The following is an 18,851-nucleotide window of genomic DNA, read 5'->3' as shown; positions in this document are numbered from 1 at the left end:
TGGATGGTGCTCGTCGTCGTCGTGGTGCTGATCTGGAATTTCTCCACGGACTTCCAGTCCCGCGACGAGTCCGTCTCGTTCAGCGAGTTCATTCGGATGGTCGACAGCGGCCAGGTGGAGAGCGTCACGCTCACCGGCAACGAGGTCACCGGGTCGACGACCTCCGGCGAGTCGTTCCGCTCGTTCGCGCCGCCGCAGTACGAAGGGCTGGTCAACCGGCTCGTCGAGCGCGACGTGGCGGTGAGCGCGCGCGAGGCGGCGGGCAGTCCGTGGACGACGCTGCTCTACAGTTGGGCTCCGCTCCTCCTCATCCTGGGCTTCTGGATCTTCTTCATGCGGCAGATGCAGACCGGGGGCAACAAGGCGCTCTCGTTCGGCAAGAGCCGCGCCAAGCTCTCGTCGAGCTCGCAGAAGAAGGTCACGTTCAAGGACGTGGCCGGCGTCGAGGAGCCGAAAGAGGAGCTGCAGGAGATCATCGAGTTCCTCAAGGAGCCGCAGAAGTTTCAGAAGCTGGGCGGCCGGATCCCGAAGGGCGTCCTGCTGATGGGGCCTCCCGGAACCGGCAAGACGCTGCTGGCCCGCGCCGTGGCCGGTGAAGCCAACGTGCCCTTCTTCTCGATCAGCGGCTCCGATTTCGTGGAGATGTTCGTGGGGGTGGGCGCCTCCCGCGTTCGCGATCTGTTCGAGCAGGGCAAGAAGAACGCTCCGTGCATCGTGTTCATCGACGAGATCGACGCGGTTGGCCGGCACCGGGGCGCCGGGCTCGGCGGAGGCCATGACGAGCGGGAGCAGACCCTGAACCAGTTGCTCGTCGAGATGGACGGGTTCGAGTCGAACGAGGGCGTCATCCTGGTGGCCGCCACCAACCGCCCGGACGTCCTCGACCCCGCGCTGCTGCGCCCCGGCCGCTTCGATCGCCGCATCGTCGTCAACCGACCCGACGTCAAGGGCCGAGAGGGCATTCTCGGGGTCCACACTCGCAAGATTCCCCTCTCGGACGACGTCGACGTCCACGTTCTCGCCCGCGGCACGTCCGGGTTCTCCGGCGCCGATCTGGCCAATCTGGTGAACGAGGCCGCGCTGAACGCGGCGCGCTACAACCAGAAGGTCGTCCAGATGCAGGACTTCGAGTTCGCCAAGGACAAGGTCCTGATGGGCTCGGAGCGCCGCTCGATGATCATCAGCGACGAAGAGAAGCAGGTGACCGCGGTGCACGAGGGTGGGCACGCGTTGCTGGCAGTGCTGTTGCCGCATGCGGATCCAATCCACAAGGTGACCATCATTCCGCGCGGCATGGCGCTCGGCGTCACCCAGCAGCTTCCGGTGGACGACAAGCACAACTATTCACGCGACTACCTCAACGATCAGATCGCGATCCTGCTCGGCGGGCGTCTGGCCGAGGAGCTGACGAACGGCAACATCACCACTGGCGCCGGCAACGACCTCGATCGCGCCACCGAAATGGCACGGCGGATGGTGTGCGAGTGGGGCATGAGCGAGTCGATCGGCCCTCTGACCTACGGCAAGAAGGAAGAGCAGGTGTTCCTGGGGCGGGACTTCGCGCAGTCGCAGGACTACAGCGAAGGCACCGCGATTCGCATCGACCAGGAGATCAAGCGGATCGTGACGGAGAACTACGATCGCGCGCGCAACCTGCTGAGCACGCACAAGGAAGAGCTCGTCTGCATCGCCGAGGAGCTGCTCATCCGGGAGGTGCTCGACGCCGAACAGGTCAAGCGGCTCGCCAAGGGGTTGTCCATCGAAGACCCGATACCCGATCCGGCGCCTGGTTCGGCGCCGCCCACCGGCACCGTGTCGACGTCGCCCGACGAGTCGGAACCCGCTTCAATCGTGCCGCCGGTGCCTTCGTTCGACAAGGCCGTCCCGCAGGAATAGGGGTTCGATCCCGACCGGCCGTCACCGCCCCGGCGCCGTCGGCGGGCCGGGCCGGAGACTGTCGGTCGTTTCGGAACGAACATGACCCCACGGAAGCCGTACACGCTCTCGCTGCCGGGGGGGCGCACGCTGGAGCTGGGGGCGCGCACGCTGGTGATGGGCATCGTCAACATCACGCCGGACTCGTTCGCGGACGGCGGCGAGTTTCTGGACCCCGCGCGTGCCGCGGACCGGGCCATGGCGCTCGATGAAACCGGGGCGGACCTGCTCGATATCGGCGGTGAATCGACCCGGCCGGGCGCGGAGCCCGTGCCCGTCCAGGAGGAGATGCGGCGGGTCCTGCCGGTGCTCGACCGGCTCGCCGGGCGGGTGCGCGCGCCTGTCTCCATCGACACGTACAAGGCCCAGGTTGCCGAAGCCGCGCTGGATCATGGCGCGACGATGATCAACGACGTCTCCGGACTCGCTGCGGGGCCGGCGCTGGCGAGCGTGGCGGCCGCCGCCGGCGCACCGCTGGTGCTCATGCACAGTCGCGGCGGCTCGCGTGACATGTACCGGCACGCCCTTTATCGCGACGTCGGCCGCGAAGTCGCCGCCGAGCTGGGCGCGCTCGTCGACCGGGCGATCGCGGCCGGGCTGCCGCGCGAGCAGATCGTGGTCGACCCGGGCCTCGGGTTCGCGAAGCGGGCGGACGCGACGTGGGCCGCGCTCGCGGCGTTGCCTTCTCTGCGGCGTCTGGACCGTCCGATCCTCGTCGGGCCGTCCCGCAAGTCGTTCCTGACGGCGGCACTCGGGAAACGCCCGCCGGGCGATCGGGAGTGGGGGACGGCGGCCGCCGTCGCCGCCGCGGTGTGGTTCGGCGCGCACATCGTCCGCGCGCACCGCGTGGACGCACAGGGCGATGTGATCCGGGTGGCGGACGCGATACGGATGGCCGCGGTCACGGCGGGGACCGACCACGCGGAGCGAGCCGCGCCGCATGCGCCCTGAGGCAGGAGACCTGAAGGATGGTGTTCGATGCCATCGGCGGCGTGCTGGGCATTCGCGTCGGTTGGCGCGACGTGCTGGACATCGCCGTGGTCACGTTCCTCTTCTATGAGCTCCTTACGCTGATCCGGCACACTCGCGCGGCGCAGGTGGTCTTCGGCGGCGTCCTCCTCGTCGGGCTCTACTACGCGTCCGAGCTCGCCATGCTCCGGACGGTGCACTGGATCATCGGGGACATGTTCGGATACATCGTGTTCGCGGCCATCGTGCTGTTTCAGGCCGATATACGCCGGGGGTTGTCGAGGCTCGGCCGCGCTCCCGCGTTTCGCTACCTGACGCGTCGCGCGACCACGGACGAAACGGTCGAGGAGGTCGTCACCGCGGCAGGACTGCTGGCCAGCCGGAAGGTCGGCGCGCTCATCGCCATCGAACGGGCGATCGGGCTTCGGAACTACGTCGACAGCGGCATTCCGCTGGACTCGCGGGTGACCTACGATCTGCTGGTCAGCATTTTCCAGACGGAATCGCCGCTGCACGACGGCGCCGTAGTCATTCAGGACGAGCGAATCGCGGCCGCCGCCTGCTTTCTGCCCCTGACCGTCAGTCCCCAGAGCACGGATCTCGGAACCCGCCACCGCGCCGCGATCGGGTTGACGGAGGAATCGGACGCCGTTGCGCTCGTGGTGTCCGAGGAGACCGGCGCCGTGTCTCTGGCGGTCGACGGGCAGATCGAGCGCGACCTCGACGCCGGCCGCCTGACGGCCAGACTCGAGGCGCTCGTGCGGCCGGCTCGCCGGGGCCGTCCGGCCGGGGGCGAATTCTGATGCTGCGACAGGCAATCGCGCGAGATCTCGGTCTCAAGCTGCTGGCGTTCGCTCTTGCCGTCGCGTTCTGGTTCCAGGTGGCGGGGCAGCCGGTCGTCGAGCGCGGCATCGACGTGCCGCTCGGTTTCGAGAACGTGCCCCCGCTCCTGCATGTGGCAGGCGATCCGCCGGATACGGTCAGTGTGCGCGTGCGTGGCGCGTCCAGTATCGTGAGCGGTTTGCAGCGCGGCGACGTCGTCGCCGCGATCGACCTGGCCGGGGAGCGTTCCGGCCGGCGTCTGTTCGACATGTTCGCGGGCCGTGTCCGCGTTCCGTTCGGCGTCGAGGTCGTGCAGGTCGTGCCGGCCACGATCGCGGTGTCGCTCGAGCCTGCCGGCGCACCGCGCGTGGTCAGGGTGGTGCCGGACATTGAGGGCCGGCCGGCGGAAGGGTTCGCCATCGGCGCCGTCACCGCGTTGCCGGCCACCTTCGAGGTGGTGGGGCCGGCGGGCCGGCTCGCCGGCGTGATCGAGGCGCTGACCGAGCCCGTTTCGATCGAAGGCGCCGCCGACCGGGTACAGGCGACGGTCACTGTTGGCGTAGCGGATCCGGTGGTCAGGCTCCGAACGCCGGGGACGGCCGTGGTGACGGTGGATATCGTGCCCGCGCCGCTCGAGCGGACGCTGCCCGCGGTGCAGGTTCGCGCGGGAGAGAGCCGTCGGACCGTCTCGATCGAGCCCGCGGTGGTGCGCGTCGACGTGCTGGGTCCGCGAGACCGCGTGCAGGCCCTCGATGGCGCGGCGGTCGAAGCGTTCGTCGACGTTGCGGGGCTCCGGCCCGGCCGCTACAATCTCCCCGTCACCGTGGAGTCGATCCCCGCTGTCGGCGTGACGCGTATCGACCCGTCGCGCGTGACCGTCACCGTGCCCTGACTGCCCGCGGCCGGGCCGCGGGCGACCTTCCCGAACGCTGCGGATCTCATGTCGAGCGTCCTCTTCGGTACCGATGGCGTGCGCGGGGTACCGGGTACGCCACCACTCGACGCAGTGACGATCGCCTGTCTCGGCGCGGCTTTGGCGGAGGAGCTGGGCGGAGCGCCGCGCATCGCCTGCGGGCGCGACACCAGGGACTCGGGCGCCTGGGTCGAGCGGTGGTTCGCGACCGGGGTGCGGGCGCGCGGCGGGCTGCCGGTAGGCATCGGAGTCGTGCCCACGCCGGGGGTCGCCGTCATCACGGCGCGTCACGGGTTCGATGCCGGCGTCGCCGTGTCCGCATCCCACAATCGGCATCCGGACAACGGGATCAAGATCCTGCTGGCCAGCGGCGCGAAGGCCTCGGTCGATCTGGAGCGCCGCCTCGAGGCACGGGTCGCAAGCACCCGAGCGGGGGGCAAGGCGCCGGCCGATCCGGGGCTCCCTCTCGACACGGCGGATCTGCTGGAGGCCTACGTCGATCACCTGCTCGGCATCGTGGAGGGTGCGGATGTCGCGGGCCCGCCGATCGCCATCGACTGCGCCCACGGCGCGACCAGCGGCGTCGCGTCCCGGGTGCTGGAGCGGCTGGGCGTTCCCGTCGTCGAGTTGCACGCGTCGCCGGATGGCCGGAACATCAACGAGAACAGTGGTTCGACGCATCCGGAGAGGCTGCGTGCGGCGGTGCTCGAGCAGCGGTGCCGGCTCGGCTTCGCGTTCGATGGCGACGGTGATCGGGTCATCCTGGTGGACGGCCGCGGCCGTATCGTGGACGGCGACGGCGTGCTCTTCGTGGCGGCCCGGCATCTGCATCGCGCGGGACGCCTGGCGGCCGGCGGCGTCGTGGCGACAGTCATGAGCAACTTCGGGCTGGAGACGGCGCTGGGCAAGTACGGGATCGCGCTCCACCGGTGCCCGGTGGGCGACGCCCAGGTACGCGCGGAGATGGAGCGGCGCGGCGTCTGTCTCGGAGGCGAGCAGTCGGGGCATGTCATCTTCTCGGATCTGCTGCCGACCGGAGACGGGCTCGGCACGGCGCTGTCCGTGCTGCGGATCGTTGCCGAGACGGGGTGCGAACTCGCGGATCTGATGAGCGACTTGCGCATCCTTCCCCAGGCGCTGTTGAACGTGCGCGTGGCGCGCAAGCCGAATCTCGAGGAGGTGCCGGCGATCGGGGAGGCCATCCGATCCGCGGAGGCGAGCCTCGCCGGCGCCGGCCGCGTGCTGGTACGCTATTCAGGGACCGAGCCCGTGCTGCGCGTGATGATCGAAGGCCGGGAGCGGGGTGTCGTGCAGAGTCTTGCGGAGGGCGTCGCCGCCTGCGCGCGGCGCGAGCTCGCGTGAGCCGGCCCGGGGGTATCATCGCCGGGATCGGGGTCGATGCATGGGGTGGATCTTGCTCCGTCTGCTGCTCGCGGCGCTGATCATCCGTCTGATCTGGAAGTTCGTCGCGGGCGCGGTCTCCGGAGCCGCTGGTCCGCGGCCGCGCAGCGCAAAGCGCGGCGTGGCACTCGTGCGGGATCCGGTGTGCGGCACCTACGTCGAGCCGTCGCGCGCCATCAGGATCCGTGCGGGCGGGATGACACACTATTTCTGTTCGCAGGAATGCCGGCGGTCGTTCGTGAAGACGGCTTGACGCGAGACGACGCTCAACGGATTCCATGACCACCGAAGAAGCCAAGCGGGCGGACATCGTCGAGATCGGCCGCCGCCTGCACCAGCGCGCCTACGTCGCCTCGAACGACGGCAATATCAGCGTGCGTCTCGACGCCGAGCGGCTGCTGACCACGCCGAAGAGCGTGTCGAAGGGCTTCATGTCGCCCGACATGCTGGTGGTCACGGACTACGCAGGGCGCAAGCTGGCCGGCGAGCGGGATCCGTCCTCCGAGCTGCCGATGCACCTGGCCGTGTACCGCCGCCGGGCCGACGTCACGGCCGTCGTCCACGCCCATCCCCCCGTCGCCACGGGCTTCGCGGTGGCCGGCATCCCGCTCGATCGGGCCGTGCTGGCCGAGGTGGTGACTACGCTGGGCAGCATCCCGATCGCCGAGTACGGGACCCCGTCGACGCAGGAGCTGGCCGACGCGGTGGGCAGGCACATCGCGGCGCACGACGGTCTCCTGCTGGCCAACCACGGCGCCATCACGGTGGCCGGCGGGTTGCTGCCTGCCTATTACAAGATGGAGACCATCGAGCACTTCGCGCGCATCAGCGTGGTGGCCCGCGTCCTGGGCCGCGAGCGTCTGCTGTCGCGCGAGGAGGTCAACCGTCTGCAGGAGCTGCGGGGCACGTACGGTATCGCCGCCCCCGCCCCGATCTGCCCCGAAGGGAGCGACGGCATCGTGGCCGGCGGCGACGCCGCGTGCCAGACGCTCGAGGCGCCGTCCGCACCGGGCGCCCAGCTCGTGGACGATGTGCCGGCCGCGCCCGGCGGCGCGGCGCCGCCGGCGCACGGGGACACGGAGATTCGTTTAACATACCGCGAACTGGCGGCCATCGTCGAAGACGCCGTCAACCGTCTGCGCGACCGGGAGCCTGCGCCGTAGAGACGGGGCCAGACTCCCGGTCAGGCGCGGAGGACAACATGGGTGAAGCGTTGGGGCTGGTCGAGACCAAGGGTCTCGTGGCGATGATCGAGGCGGCCGATGCGATGGTCAAGGCCGCCAAGGTCACGCTGGTAGGCTGGGAGAAGATCGGCGCCGGCTACGTGACGGCGATCGTGCGCGGCGACGTGGCGGCGGTCAAGGCCGCGACGGACGCCGGCGCCGCGGCCGCGCGCCGGGTCGGTGAACTCGTGTCCGTGCACGTGATCCCGAGACCCCATGCCAATCTGGAGGACGCTCTCCCGATCGGCAAGGCAGGCGTGTAAGTCTTGATCCTGGCCAAGGTCGTCGGGACGGTGGTGGCGACGCGCAAGGACGAGCGTCTCGTCAGCAACAAGCTGCTGCTCGTGCAGCCGATAGAGCCCGATGGTGGCCGGCGCGGAAACCATATCGTGGCGGTGGACACGGTCGATGCCGGCGCGGGCGAGACCGTGCTCGTCGTCAGCGGTAGCTCCGCCCGGATGGCCGGGGACCTGAAGGACACGCCGGTCGACGCCGCCATCGTCGGTATAGTCGATTCCGTCGAGGTGAGCGCGGACGGGAGCTGAGTCCGTCGACGCCACCGGCGACGGCGGGGGAATCTGTCGACCATGCAACTCGCCCGTGTCATCGGAGATGTAGTCTCGACGATGAAGGACCGCAGCCTGCAGGGCCAGAAGCTGCTCGTCCTGCAGCCGATGACGCCGGCGGGTGCGGCGTCCGGCCGGCCGCTCGTGGCGGTCGACTCGGCGGGCGCCGGCGCCGGGGAGACGGTGTTCTTCGTACGCGGACGCGAGGCGTCGTTTCCGTTCCTGCCGGACCTGGTGGCGACCGACGCCAACGTGGTCGGCATCGTCGATCACTGGACGGTGGAGCCCGAGGCGTCACCCTGACCTCGGCCGTATTCATGCAGTTGGCGCGCGTGACCGGGACCGTCGTGGCGACCCAGAAGCACGAGAAGCTGCTCGGGGCGAAGCTGTTGCTCGTCCAGCCGGTCGATGCCGAGGGCAGAGCGAGCGGGGTGCCGCTGCTGGCAGTGGATGCGGCGCAGGCCGGCGTCGGCGAGCATGTGCTGGTGGTTCAGGAGGGGCGTGCCGCCGTGGCCGCCATTCGCCGCCCCGCAGCGCCCGCCGATACGGCGATAGTCGGGATCGTCGACCGGGTGGACCGCGTCGACGGCGAGCCGTTGGCCGCGCGGGCGGATGCCGCGCCGTCCGGGGGGACGCGATGACGCGGCCGGACGTGCGCGGCGCGGTCGAGGCCGCTATCCGCCGGCATCTGGACGAGCGCCGTTCCCCGCCTCGGCCGGCCGAATCACGGCCGGACCCGGCGGCGCCGGCGGACGATCCGTCGCATGCTCGTTTTCTTCGTGCGGCGCTGCCGGACGATCCGCCGGACGGCCGTTGCGTGATCGAGCCGTCCGTGGCATGCACCGGCTGTGGATACTGCCAGTCGCACGGCCACTAGCGCGACCCGCGGTCACGTTGGGAGGTCCTGAGCACGATGGCTGGGCGCGGCGCTCCTCCGGGGCACCGGTACTTCGCGTTAGTCGGCTCGGCGTTCGTGGCGACGCTGCTGATCTCGAACATCGCCGCGCAGAAGCTGATCCTGCTGGGCCCGTTCGTCTTCGCCGGGGGCATTCTGCTGTTCCCGGTCACCTACGTCTTCGGCGACGTGCTGACCGAGGTCTACGGCTACGCGCGGACGCGGCAGATCATCTGGGTGGGGTTCGGCGCCAACGCGCTGATGGCGGCGTTCCTGGGCCTCGTGGTCGCCCTGCCGCCGGCTCCCGGGTGGGAGCTGCAGGACGCCTTCGCATCCGCGCTCGGCCTCGTGCCCCGCGTGGTCGTCGCCTCCATCCTCGGCTACTGGGCCGGCGAGTTCGCCAACTCCTTCGTCCTGGCCAAGCTCAAGGTCGCCACCAACGGGAAGCGCCTGTGGATGCGCACCATCGGGTCGACGGTGGTGGGCCAGGGGGTGGACACCGTGCTCTTCACCGTCACCGCCTTCGGCGGCCTCCTGCCCGCCTCCGTGCTCGTCACCACGATCTGGTCCGGCTACCTGTTCAAGGTCTTCTACGAGGTGGCCGCCACGCCGCTGACCTATCTGGTGGTGTATCGGCTGAAGGCGGCCGAGGAGGTCGACGTGTACGACCGCGAAACCTCCTTCACGCCGTTCTCCCTCGCGCCGACCGATGGTTGACGGCGCGCACCCGGCCGGGCGCGCCGTCGTCCTGCTGAGCGGCGGGCTCGACTCCTACACGGCCGCCGCCCTCGTCCGTGCCGAGGGGCATGCCCTCTTCGCGCTGACCGTGCGCTACGGGCAGGTCCACGCGGAGGAGATGGACGCGGCGCGGCGGGTCGCCGCCGCCCTCGGTGTCGAGCGCCACCAGGAGCTGTCGGTGGACCTCGCCGCGCTGGGGGGGTCGGCCCTGACCGGGGAGGGCGCCGTGCCCAAGGACCGGGAGCTGGAGGGCGACGGAATTCCGCCGACCTACGTGCCGGCCCGCAATACCGTCCTGCTGTCGCTCGCGCTCGCATGGGCCGAGGCGCTGGGCGCGGGCGCCCTCGTCATCGGGGTCAACGCCGTGGACTACTCGGGCTACCCCGACTGTCGGCCGGAGTACATCGCCGCCTTCGAGCGGCTCGCGGCGCTGGCGACCAGGGCGGGGGTCGAAGGCCGCCGCTTCCGAATCCACGCTCCGCTGCTGGCCATGACGAAGGCCGACATCATCCGCCGGGGGCAGGCGCTGGGCCTCGACTACGGCATCACCCACAGTTGCTACGACCCGATGCCGGCCGGCGCCCCGTGCCGCCGCTGCGACAGTTGCCGACTGCGTGCCCGCGGCTTTGCCGAGGCGGGGCTCGTCGACCCGCTGGACCTCCGCTGATCCGCGACCAGGTAAGCCGGGTCGCCGGGATACTACCGGCGCGAGAACGACGCGAGCACCGCCACCGCCTCGTCGATGACGCGCGTCACATCGGCGGCCGGTGCGCTGAAGTTGTTGGCCAGGATCGCGAAGGCCAACGGCTCGCCGCTGGCGCTCTCGACGTATCCCGCCAACGCGCGCACGCGGCTCATCGAGCCGGTCTTGGCGCGGGCGATCCCTTCGGCCGCGGTTCCGACCAGCCGCTCTCGCAGCGTCCCGTTCCGGCCGGCCACGGGCAGCGCCGCCATGATGGGCGCGCGGTGATCCGGGTCCTGGTAGAGCCTGGCCAGGACCTCCACCAGCGTGCCCGCCGTCAGGTAGGTGTAGCGCGACAGCCCCGACCCGTCCGCGACCACCGCGCCTCGCGCGTCGATCCCCCAGTCGTTCAGTACCGCGCCGACCACCGAGCGTCCCGCCCGGGCGGTCGAGCCCGAGGCGACACCGAGGTGGCGGACCAGCGACTCGGCGTAGAGGTTCCGGCTCTGCTTCAGCATGTCGGCGCCGATCGCGGAGAGCGGTTCCGACCGGTGACGGACGAGTGCGCGCAGGCCCGGCAGGGCGGGCGCTCTCTCCCGCGCCGCGAGCGAGTCGACGTCTACCGCCTCGCCGTCCACGGCGATGCCGTGCTGCTCCAGGGTGTTCTTGAACGCCTGCACGAAGAAGAGGGTCGGGTTGCCGACCGCGGCGGTTCGCACGATCGGGGAGGAACCCTCCGGGATCTGGCCGGCGACCACCAGCGAGGGTCGCCCGGGCAAACGCCGCAGTCGGATGCCCGCCGTCCGATCGGCGCGCACGGTGATGACCTCATTGCGCAGGATCAGGTCGGATCCAGGGTGTCGGAAACGTGCGCGCGCGGGTCGGCCCGCGGCGCTGCCCGGTTCGACGACCACGTCGACCACGTTCCCGCGGTGCTGCAGCGCTCCCGCCGGGGCCGCGAACCCGCGCGCGAAGTCGTCCCAGGCCCACCCGCTCCCGAAGCCGGGGGTCTCGAGGGCGCCGTCGTCGAGGACGTCGTCGTCGCCGATGATGCGCCCTGCGATGCGGCGCACGCCGAGGCTCCGCAACTCGTCGGCCCAGCCGGCGAAGACGTTCTGCGTGCGCGAGGCGTTGATCGTCGGATCGCCGGCGCCGCGCACCACGAGGTCGCCCTGCAGCGTTCCATCGCGGATCGGGGCGGCGGTGAGCAGCGTGGTCTCGAAGCGGTCGTCCCAGCCGAGCCGCTCCGCGGTGGCCGCGAGGGTCACGAGCTTCATCGTCGAGGCGGGCGTCAGCAGCACGTCGGGACCGCGGGCATAGAGGCGCTCGTTCCTGTCGAGCGCCCGGACATCCATGCCCCAGATCGCCGGTCCGACCCCGCTCGCGTCGAGCAGCCGATCGAGATGCCGGGTGAGGCGGGGATCACCCCGACGGTGCACGCCATGGGCCGGAGCCGGCTCCTCGGGTGCGTGCGAACGATTCGCAGCCGAGGGAGGAGCCGGCACTCGCCGGTCGGCGTCCCCCGCGGCGGAGGAATCGGCCGGGCGTGCCGCTGCGGTGATCGCCGGCCCAGCCTCCGCCGAGCGGTCCTCGACGTCGGCAGGGGAGGTGGCGCCCGGAAGGGAGACCGGTGCGCCGGCGCGCGCCACGCAGCCGGTCACCAGCACGGCCAGCAGAATCGGTGCGATCCGGAGTGTTCTCATGTCGACGGAAGCCTCGCACTGATCTATCGGCCGAAGCTGCGGGTACACCGAGGTCCGACGGGTTCCTTGGCGGGATCCCGGCCGACGATCGTCGCCGAACGCGACCACAGGGTCGCGCTGCGACCTCCGATTGCCGCCCGTGCGCAGCGAAGGGGCAGTCCGTTTCCGATTGCCGCCCGGTGCGCAGCGAAGGGGGGTCAGTCCGTCGAGGCGCCGGGGTCGAGCGCGTCCAGCGCTTCGAGGGCGCCGTCGACGGCGGCGGTGTCGACGACGGCGGCGCCGGGCTCGTCACCGTGCGCGCCGTAGGTCGCGTCTCCGGACCGGCCGATGAGCACGCGCTCTTCCTCACCGTCGTCGCCGAACGTCGCGGCGATCGTGGCCAGCGGCGCGTCGAGCCCGGTTCCCTGTCGGCTCTCCACGAAGGAATCCGCGCGCAGATCCGACAGCGCCCGCAGCAGGGTGTCCATCTCCGGACGCTCGACGTCTGCCGGCTCCGGCTCGATCCGACGCCATACTTCCTCGGCGGCGCCCGCCTCGCCTTCCGCGGTCTCGTCCTCGGCGGCCGGCCCCTTCTCGAACCGAATCGTCCGCCCGCCGCGCACCACGGTGAGCGTGTTCGCGTTGAACGGGCGGAAGTCGAACAGGTCCTTCTGGCGATAGGTGTCCGCGCCGCGCGCCAGGTCGTCGACCAGAGCGGCGTCGATGGTGAAGACCAGCTCGCGCGCCGCGTCACGGGCGTAGACGGTCGTTTCCGGGTTCTCGTCGCCGACCAGCAGGGTGTGGCTCTCGCCGCCCACCTCGACCGTCGCGGTGAGTCGGGGTGCGGTGAGCCCGAAGGGCTCGAGCGCGCCTTCGGCCGCCGACTCCGACTCGATGGCGACCATCTCGCCCGAGCCGAGCCGGCCGACCATCGCTTCGACCAGCCCGAAGTCCGCCCGTGCGTCGAGAGGTTCCACGACGCGCCAGTCGCCGTCCGCCTTCGCGAAGCGCAGCGTGTCGTCGCCCTGCTCGACGGCGAGACTCGTCACGTCGGGACCGGTGAACTCCAGGATGGATCGGTCGCGCAACTCCAACGTCGTGCGGTTGAGCGTCGACTCGACGAAGCCGGCGACGAGCATGACCCGGCTGCCGACGGCCGCGTAGTGCTCTCCGCCGGTCGGCGATTCGTCTCCGACGGACAGCGTGGTCGGGTCGCCGTCGGGGGTCGCGAAGGTGACGCGCACGGGCGGCTCGGCCAGTCCGAACGGCGCCAGGTCCGCGGCCGCGTCCTCGACCACCCGCCGGATCTCGAGCGCGGCCAGGGTGGTTGCGATGGCGGTCGCCGCGTTGTCGTCCGCTTCCGTTTCGACGGGTGCGGTGACCTCCCAGTCGATCTCGTTCTCCGTGCGGGTCAGCACCGTGACGTCGCCGTTCGCCGCGTGCACCGTGAGGTCGGTGATCCGGCCGGCCGCCACTTCGAACGCCTGTTCGTTGGCGTCCGCCTCCGACGCGGGCGGCCGTTCGCGTTCGACGAACCAGGCGTAGCCGCCGATCGCGAGGAAGAGCGCCAGCAGCACGAGCGTCGAGCGCAAGCGTCTCATGGCCGTTACCCCCGCCGGCCCCACCAGGTGTAGATTCCGGCGCCGGCGATGAACCCCGGCAGAAGCAGCAGAGACAGCCAGTAGACGCGCGCCTGCTGGTCGGCCGTCAGCGTGATCCGGCGATCCTCGGGCTCGCGCGGCCGGATGGCGATGAGGTTCTCCTGCTGGGCCAGCCAGTTGATGGTATTGAGAGCCAGATCGCGGTTGCCCTGAATCCCTACCGCGCTGTTCGAGGCGAAGTCCGAGTCGCCGAAGACGGCGAGGCGCGCTTCCAGCGGGGGCTCGTCGTCGTCCGCGTCCGTATCGCCGGCGTTGCTGTCGGCGGCCCCGTCTGCGTCCTCGTCGTCTGGCGCGGGTTCGGGCTCTTCGATGGTCTGCGATACGACCGTGGCGATGGGCACCGGACCGGGCACGTCGCCCGCGTCCTCGTCCAGGGTGACCTCGCCGGTCGCGAGCTGGCTCAGGTCGGCCTCCGCCCAGCTCCGGGCGCCGGTCTCGACGACGACCACGCCGGTCCGGCCCGACACGCCGCCGGTCGCCGGCCGGACGGAGCGGGCGAGCGGAAAGGCCGTCAACAGGTTGAAGCCGTCGGTGATGGCGTGCGGGGGGTAGGTCGCCGCGACCGGCACGGAGGCGTCCGTCCCGAGCAACTGGCCGACGCCGCTGGCGTCGACCACGACGTCCGTCCCGAGCTCGATGCCCCACTCGCCGGCCAGCGCGGTCAGGTTGGGCTGCGGCGGATCGTCTTCCGTGTCGGGGGGGTCCAGCATGAGCAGCAGCTTGCCGCCGCCCTCCAGGTAGTCGCGCAGCAGGTCGGCCTCGGCCGGCAGCAGGTCCGTCGACGGGCCCGCGACCACCATCACCGTGGCGTCGGCCGGCACCTCGCCGGTCTGCGCCAGGACCACGGACTCGACCCGGAAGTTGTCGCGTCCGAGTGCGTCGCGCACCGCGCGGTAGCCGTCGCGATCGTCGCCCTCGGGGTCGCGCTCGCCGTGGCCCTGCACGAAATAGACGGTGCGCTCCTCGCCCTCCACCGCCTTGATCAGCGCGTTGGTCAGCTCCTGCTCGCTGTTGGACGTCGTGCGCTCGATGCGGCCCTCGTAATCGAAGACGATGGTGCCGTAGGCCTGCACCTCGTACTGGCGTGCGCGTACCGGGCTCCGGTCGACGTCGATGTACTCCACGTTCACCTGCGAGGAGACGTAGGCGTACTCGTCGAGCCGGTCGCGGAACCCCGGGAACTCCGCCTCCCGCGCGAAGACGAGCACGGAGATCGGCGCGTCGAGCTCCTCCAGGACCCGCCGCGTCTGATCGGACAGCGAGTACTGCTGCGCCGCGGTCAGATCCCAGCGGACGTTCTGCCGCGAGAGGATGTAGTTGGCGGCGACGAGGATACCGAGGGCCAGCGCCACCCCGGACGTCGCCATCACCCCCTCGCGCGCCTGCCGCCGGCTGAAGAAGGCGAGGATGTCGCGCCACTGGCTCAGCGTATGCACCGCGACCATCACCAGACCCGCCACCGCGAGCCACCACCAGAGCTCCTGTCGATCCGGGAGCGTGAAGCGGACCACCAGCGCCGCTAACACGACCGCGACGCCGGTCCATCCGAGTCCCTGCAGGATCCTGTTCGCCATCGCGCTCATCCCCGCCACCTTTCGCTGTCGACCGACTTCGCCGTCAGGAACAGGCCGAAGACGATGAAGCTGAGGTAATAGGTCACGTGCCCGGTGTCGATGACTCCCTTCGAGAAGTCGTCGAAGTGCTCCAGGATGGACAGATACGAAAGGATGGCGCCGGCCGTCGGTCCCGCGGAGTCGGACATCCAGCTCAGGACCCAGAACAGCAGCAGCAGCGAGAACGTGCCGACGCCCGCCACCACCTGGTTGCGCGTCGTGCTCGACACCAGCAGTCCGAGGGCGATGAACGAGCCGCCCATCAGCGCCAGCCCGAGGTAGCCGCTCAGGATCGAGCCGAGCTCCGGCTCGCCGTACCAGAACAGGATGCCCATGTGCACGGCGGTGACCGACAGCATCAGAAGGAACAGGGCGAACGCCCCGAAGAACTTGCCGAGGATGATCTCGACGTCGCTCAGCGGCGACGTCAGCAGCAGCTCGATGGTGCCGGAGCGCTTCTCCTCGGCGTAGGCGCGCGCGGTCAGGAACGGCAGGATGAAGAGCAGGATGATCGCGGTGTTCGAGAGGAGCGGCCGGATCATGAACTCGTTGACGTTGACGGTCTGCGGCCCGCCGCCGAACATCCCGGCCTGCGAGCTGAACTGCACCATGAAGGCGAGGCTGGCGACGTAGAAGTAGCCGTAGAGCAGGGCGAACAGGCCGACCACGACATAGGCGATCGGCGAGACGAAGTAGGAGCGCAGCTCCCGGTGGGCGATGGCGAGGATGTTACTCATCGGCGCTCTCCGTGGCCGGGCCGGGCTCGTCGGCCTGTTCGTCCGGCGTGCCTGCTTCCTCGCCGGCTTCGTCTTCCGCGGTCGTCAACTGCAGGAATATCTCTTCGAGGCTGAGGCGCGCCCGGCGCATCTCCAGCAGGCCCCATCCGCTCGAGACGACCGCGTTGGCGATGTCCCGGCGAACGTCCACGTCCTGGGCGCTCTGCACCTCGACGGTCCGGCCGTCGCTTCCGGGTTCGCCCACGTTCACGGAAGCAACTCCCGGCACGGCCTGCAGCGTATCGGTCGGATCCGCGCCGAGGGTGTCGACCTGAAGCTGGATGGTGACCGCCCCGTGCAGCCTCCCGGTGAGGTTGTCCGGCGAGTCCTCGGCGACCACGCGGCCCTTGTTGATGATCACCACCCGCTCGCACGTCTGCGCCACCTCGGGCAGGATGTGCGTGCTCAGAATGATGGTGTGGTCGCCGGCGAGCTCCTTGATCAGCTCGCGGGTCTCGATGATCTGCTTCGGGTCCAGACCCGCTGTCGGCTCGTCCAGGATCAGCACGTCCGGGTTGTGCAGGATGGCCTGGGCCAGACCCACGCGCTGCCGGTAGCCCTTCGACAGCTTGCTGCAGTGGCGGTCGGCCACGTCGCCCACGCTCGTGCGCTCCATCACCCGGTCGATGCGCGAGGGGCGTTCCGCTGCGGGCAGACGGTTGATCCGGGCGATGAAGGTCAGGTACTCCCGCACCGTCATGTCGGGGTAGAGCGGCGGCGACTCGGGCAGATAGCCGGTACGCCGCTTGACCTCGATGGGCTCCTCGAGCACGTCGAACCCGGCGATCGTCGCGGTGCCCTCGGTCGGCGGCAGATAGCCGGTCAGCACGCGCATCGTCGTGGTCTTCCCCGCGCCGTTGGGGCCGAGGAAGCCGAGGATCTGCCCCGCTTCGACCCGGAAGCTCACGTCGTCGACAGCAGCCACCGGACCGTAGCGCTTCGTGACATGCTGCACTTCAATCACTACGCAACTCCTGAAATCGGACTCGCCGGGAGGAGCTCCTGGCGCTTCTGGTGGCCGGAACGCGGCCGGACGGATCTCGACCAGTCTCCAGACGGAGATGGTAATCAGCAGGCGGAATGGGTGTCAACCGCCCGGCGCACCCGGCGCGGTCACGGCTCGTTGCCCACGGCGTGGCGGTCCACGAACTCGTCGATCGCCGCCTGATCCGCGGACCGAACCTGCTCGAAGCGCAGCCCCATGCCGCGGCGCCGGTCGCTCCAGACCACGCGCGCGTGCGCTTCGACGGCGCGTTCCGTGGCCGGCAACCGGAACCGCACGTGGACCGGCGAGCCGGAGGGAAGCGGATTCGTGGTCCACACGCCGAGCCCCCCCTTGCCGAGGTCCAGGGTGCGGGCCGCGGTGACGGTGCCGTCGAACCGGCAGGCGACGGGAATGCCGAGCGCGACACGGCGGCCGAGCCGCCGGTTGAAGCTGTCCGGGAACAGGTGGGGCGCCAGAGACGGCACGATGTGGCCGGGGCCGCTGTGCTCGTTGACGTAGCCGGCCACGCCCAGTCCCGCGAGTTGCCGGATTTCCTGCGCGTTCGTGATGGAGCCGCTGAAGATCAGGATGGGAAACCGGCAGGCGCCGCACTCGCGGACCGCGCGAATCAGGTCCACCGGCGGGGGCGGCACGAGCCGCAGGTTCAGCACCACCAGATCGACGGCGTCCGACCGGGCCTGCAGGCACGCGAGTAGCTCCGGCGCGGTTCCGACCCCGATCGCCGTATGCCCCGCGTCCGCGAGCGCCGCCGCGAACCGGTTCCGGACGTCGGGGGTCTCGTCGGCGACCACTACGGTCTTGGATGCCGTGGCGGATGCAGCCATTGGTGGATCTATCGGTCGCTGCCGGCCCGCGGACAGTGTGTGCGCCGGCATCGCCGCGTTGCGGCGCTCAACCGCTTCTCGCTATAATGCGGCCCCGATATCATTCATGTCCTGCTGCCCCGCATGCGATGCGGATGTCGACGTCGACGAGTTCGACGTTCGACCGGGACGACGAGATCGGTTGCCTGGAATGCGGGTCCAATCTCGTCGTCAAGGCGGTCGTTCCGGTCCCGCTTGAGCGTGCGGCGGGGGCGGCGCGGCCGATGAACGGCCGCAGGACGATGATGAGCAGGCTAAGCCTTTCCATTGACACGGTTTGGCCGGCTATGTAAGCTCGGCCACTAGCAATGGATGGGTTCGAGGAGGTTGTCCCGACGATCCGCCCGGGCTGAGAACCGGCAGAATGTGGAGATCCGCATTATGAAATCAGCGTGGCGATATGTTCTGGCTGTTGTCGTGACCGTGGTCATGGCGTTCGGGGTTGCGGCCTGCGGCGGCAATCCGCCGCCGGAGCCTCCTCCGCCGCCTCCGCCCACGGAGGAGGAGCTCTTCATGCGGATGACGCTGGACGAGTTGAACGCCACGGCGCCTTTGCTGCCCGTGTTCTTCAACTACGACGAGTCGGAGATTCTGCCCGCCGGGCAGACCACTCTGCAGCAGAACGCCGAGTGGATGCGGCGCTGGCCTTCGACCCGCGTGCGCGTCGAGGGGCACTGCGACGAGCGGGGCACCAACGAGTACAACCTCGCGCTCGGCGATTCGCGGGCGGCCTCGGTTCGCGACTACCTGGTTTCACTGGGAATCGACGCGAGTCGGATCACGGCGGTGAGCCGTGGCGAGGAGTCGCCCTTCTGCATGGAGGAACACGAGGGTTGCTGGTCGCGCAACCGGCGTGGGCACTTCGTCGTCATCGTCAAGTAGCTCGCGGCGAGACCGGACACTGAGGTCAGGCGGGGGGCCGTCCGCACTCTTGCGTGTGCGTCCCGCTCGCTTCACTGGCCGCCGGGGCGGATGTTCCGTAGCGACTCGAGGAGTGCCGCGGGCGCGGGGGGGGCGGGCCCGCAGGCAAACGCCCGCGGAGCGCGCCGGCGGGTAAAAAAAAAACAAACCCCCCGGAAAAAAGCGAAAAGAGCTTGAAGTCTGGT

At 70.2% G+C, this 18,851-nt stretch carries 20 protein-coding genes; 14 read left to right on the top strand and 6 right to left on the bottom strand.

What is annotated here, in order from left to right; all coding sequences use genetic code 11:
• The first annotated feature begins 3 nt into the window (after positions 1-3).
• The 13 genes from F4X11_06060 (at position 4) to queC (ending at position 10,129) form a co-directional block, all read left to right on the top strand.
• Complete coding sequence (locus F4X11_06060; GenBank protein MYN64581.1) at positions 4-1,896, top strand: ATP-dependent metallopeptidase FtsH/Yme1/Tma family protein; 1,893 nt, start codon at positions 4-6, stop codon at positions 1,894-1,896.
• Between the two features lie 81 nt (positions 1,897-1,977).
• Positions 1,978-2,886, top strand: coding sequence for a dihydropteroate synthase (folP, locus tag F4X11_06055; GenBank protein MYN64580.1), 909 nt, complete (start codon positions 1,978-1,980; stop codon positions 2,884-2,886).
• 17 nt (positions 2,887-2,903) lie between these two features.
• On the top strand, positions 2,904-3,707 hold the full coding sequence (locus F4X11_06050; GenBank protein ID MYN64579.1) for a TIGR00159 family protein: 804 nt from the start codon (positions 2,904-2,906) through the stop codon (positions 3,705-3,707).
• Positions 3,707-4,618 carry a hypothetical protein gene (locus tag F4X11_06045; protein MYN64578.1) on the top strand — a complete coding sequence of 304 codons (912 nt, stop codon included), beginning with the start codon at positions 3,707-3,709 and terminating at the stop codon, positions 4,616-4,618. Before F4X11_06050 ends, F4X11_06045 begins: the two co-directional genes overlap by 1 nt.
• Before the next feature lie 48 nt (positions 4,619-4,666).
• Positions 4,667-6,001 (top strand): phosphoglucosamine mutase, encoded by a 1,335-nt coding sequence (locus tag F4X11_06040; GenBank protein MYN64577.1) that lies wholly within the window; start codon positions 4,667-4,669, stop codon positions 5,999-6,001.
• A 40-nt stretch (positions 6,002-6,041) separates the two neighbouring features.
• Entirely contained in the window at positions 6,042-6,293 is a 252-nt protein-coding gene (locus tag F4X11_06035; GenBank protein MYN64576.1) for a YHS domain-containing protein, read from the top strand.
• A gap of 25 nt (positions 6,294-6,318) precedes the next feature.
• Positions 6,319-7,203: a class II aldolase/adducin family protein gene (locus tag F4X11_06030; protein ID MYN64575.1), complete on the top strand. Its 885-nt coding sequence runs from the start codon at positions 6,319-6,321 to the stop codon at positions 7,201-7,203.
• Positions 7,204-7,241: 38 nt separating this feature from the next.
• Positions 7,242-7,526, top strand: a complete 285-nt coding sequence (gene eutM, locus F4X11_06025; protein MYN64574.1) for an ethanolamine utilization microcompartment protein EutM — start codon at positions 7,242-7,244, stop codon at positions 7,524-7,526.
• Between the two features lie 3 nt (positions 7,527-7,529).
• Positions 7,530-7,808 (top strand): ethanolamine utilization protein EutN, encoded by a 279-nt coding sequence (locus F4X11_06020; protein ID MYN64573.1) that lies wholly within the window; start codon positions 7,530-7,532, stop codon positions 7,806-7,808.
• 42 nt (positions 7,809-7,850) lie between these two features.
• The gene (locus F4X11_06015) at positions 7,851-8,132 is read left to right on the top strand and encodes an ethanolamine utilization protein EutN (protein ID MYN64572.1); all 282 of its coding nucleotides are present in this window, start codon (positions 7,851-7,853) and stop codon (positions 8,130-8,132) included.
• 14 nt (positions 8,133-8,146) lie between these two features.
• Positions 8,147-8,470, top strand: coding sequence for an ethanolamine utilization protein EutN (locus F4X11_06010; GenBank protein MYN64571.1), 324 nt, complete (start codon positions 8,147-8,149; stop codon positions 8,468-8,470).
• Between the two features lie 272 nt (positions 8,471-8,742).
• Complete coding sequence (locus tag F4X11_06005) at positions 8,743-9,441, top strand: queuosine precursor transporter (GenBank protein ID MYN64570.1); 699 nt, start codon at positions 8,743-8,745, stop codon at positions 9,439-9,441.
• The gene (gene queC, locus F4X11_06000) at positions 9,434-10,129 is read left to right on the top strand and encodes a 7-cyano-7-deazaguanine synthase QueC (protein MYN64569.1); all 696 of its coding nucleotides are present in this window, start codon (positions 9,434-9,436) and stop codon (positions 10,127-10,129) included. Before F4X11_06005 ends, queC begins: the two co-directional genes overlap by 8 nt.
• A gap of 32 nt (positions 10,130-10,161) precedes the next feature.
• On the opposite strand, the gene dacB is transcribed toward queC, so the two are convergent.
• The 6 genes from dacB to F4X11_05970 form a co-directional block, all read right to left on the bottom strand.
• Positions 10,162-11,847, bottom strand: coding sequence for a D-alanyl-D-alanine carboxypeptidase/D-alanyl-D-alanine-endopeptidase (dacB, locus tag F4X11_05995; GenBank protein ID MYN64568.1), 1,686 nt, complete (start codon positions 11,845-11,847; stop codon positions 10,162-10,164).
• Positions 11,848-12,044: 197 nt separating this feature from the next.
• On the bottom strand, positions 12,045-13,427 hold the full coding sequence (locus F4X11_05990; GenBank protein ID MYN64567.1) for a DUF4340 domain-containing protein: 1,383 nt from the start codon (positions 13,425-13,427) through the stop codon (positions 12,045-12,047).
• Positions 13,428-13,432: 5 nt separating this feature from the next.
• Positions 13,433-15,070 carry a hypothetical protein gene (locus tag F4X11_05985; protein ID MYN64566.1) on the bottom strand — a complete coding sequence of 546 codons (1,638 nt, stop codon included), beginning with the start codon at positions 15,068-15,070 and terminating at the stop codon, positions 13,433-13,435.
• On the bottom strand, positions 15,067-15,837 hold the full coding sequence (locus tag F4X11_05980; GenBank protein MYN64565.1) for an ABC transporter permease subunit: 771 nt from the start codon (positions 15,835-15,837) through the stop codon (positions 15,067-15,069). Before F4X11_05980 ends, F4X11_05985 begins: the two co-directional genes overlap by 4 nt.
• Complete coding sequence (locus tag F4X11_05975) at positions 15,830-16,840, bottom strand: ABC transporter ATP-binding protein (protein ID MYN64564.1); 1,011 nt, start codon at positions 16,838-16,840, stop codon at positions 15,830-15,832. The genes F4X11_05980 and F4X11_05975 overlap by 8 nt, the downstream gene beginning before the upstream one ends.
• Positions 16,841-16,989: 149 nt before the next feature.
• Positions 16,990-17,757 carry a hypothetical protein gene (locus F4X11_05970; protein ID MYN64563.1) on the bottom strand — a complete coding sequence of 256 codons (768 nt, stop codon included), beginning with the start codon at positions 17,755-17,757 and terminating at the stop codon, positions 16,990-16,992.
• Between the two features lie 300 nt (positions 17,758-18,057).
• On the opposite strand from F4X11_05970, the gene F4X11_05965 reads away from it, so the two are divergent.
• Positions 18,058-18,627 (top strand): OmpA family protein, encoded by a 570-nt coding sequence (locus F4X11_05965; GenBank protein ID MYN64562.1) that lies wholly within the window; start codon positions 18,058-18,060, stop codon positions 18,625-18,627.
• The last annotated feature ends 224 nt before the right edge of the window (positions 18,628-18,851 follow it).

This window comes from Acidobacteriota bacterium (assembly GCA_009861545.1).
In the GTDB taxonomy this organism is placed as follows: domain Bacteria; phylum Acidobacteriota; class Vicinamibacteria; order Vicinamibacterales; family UBA8438; genus WTFV01.
Note: the sequence above shows the minus strand (reverse complement) of the source record. Positions and strands in the feature narration are given on the sequence as shown.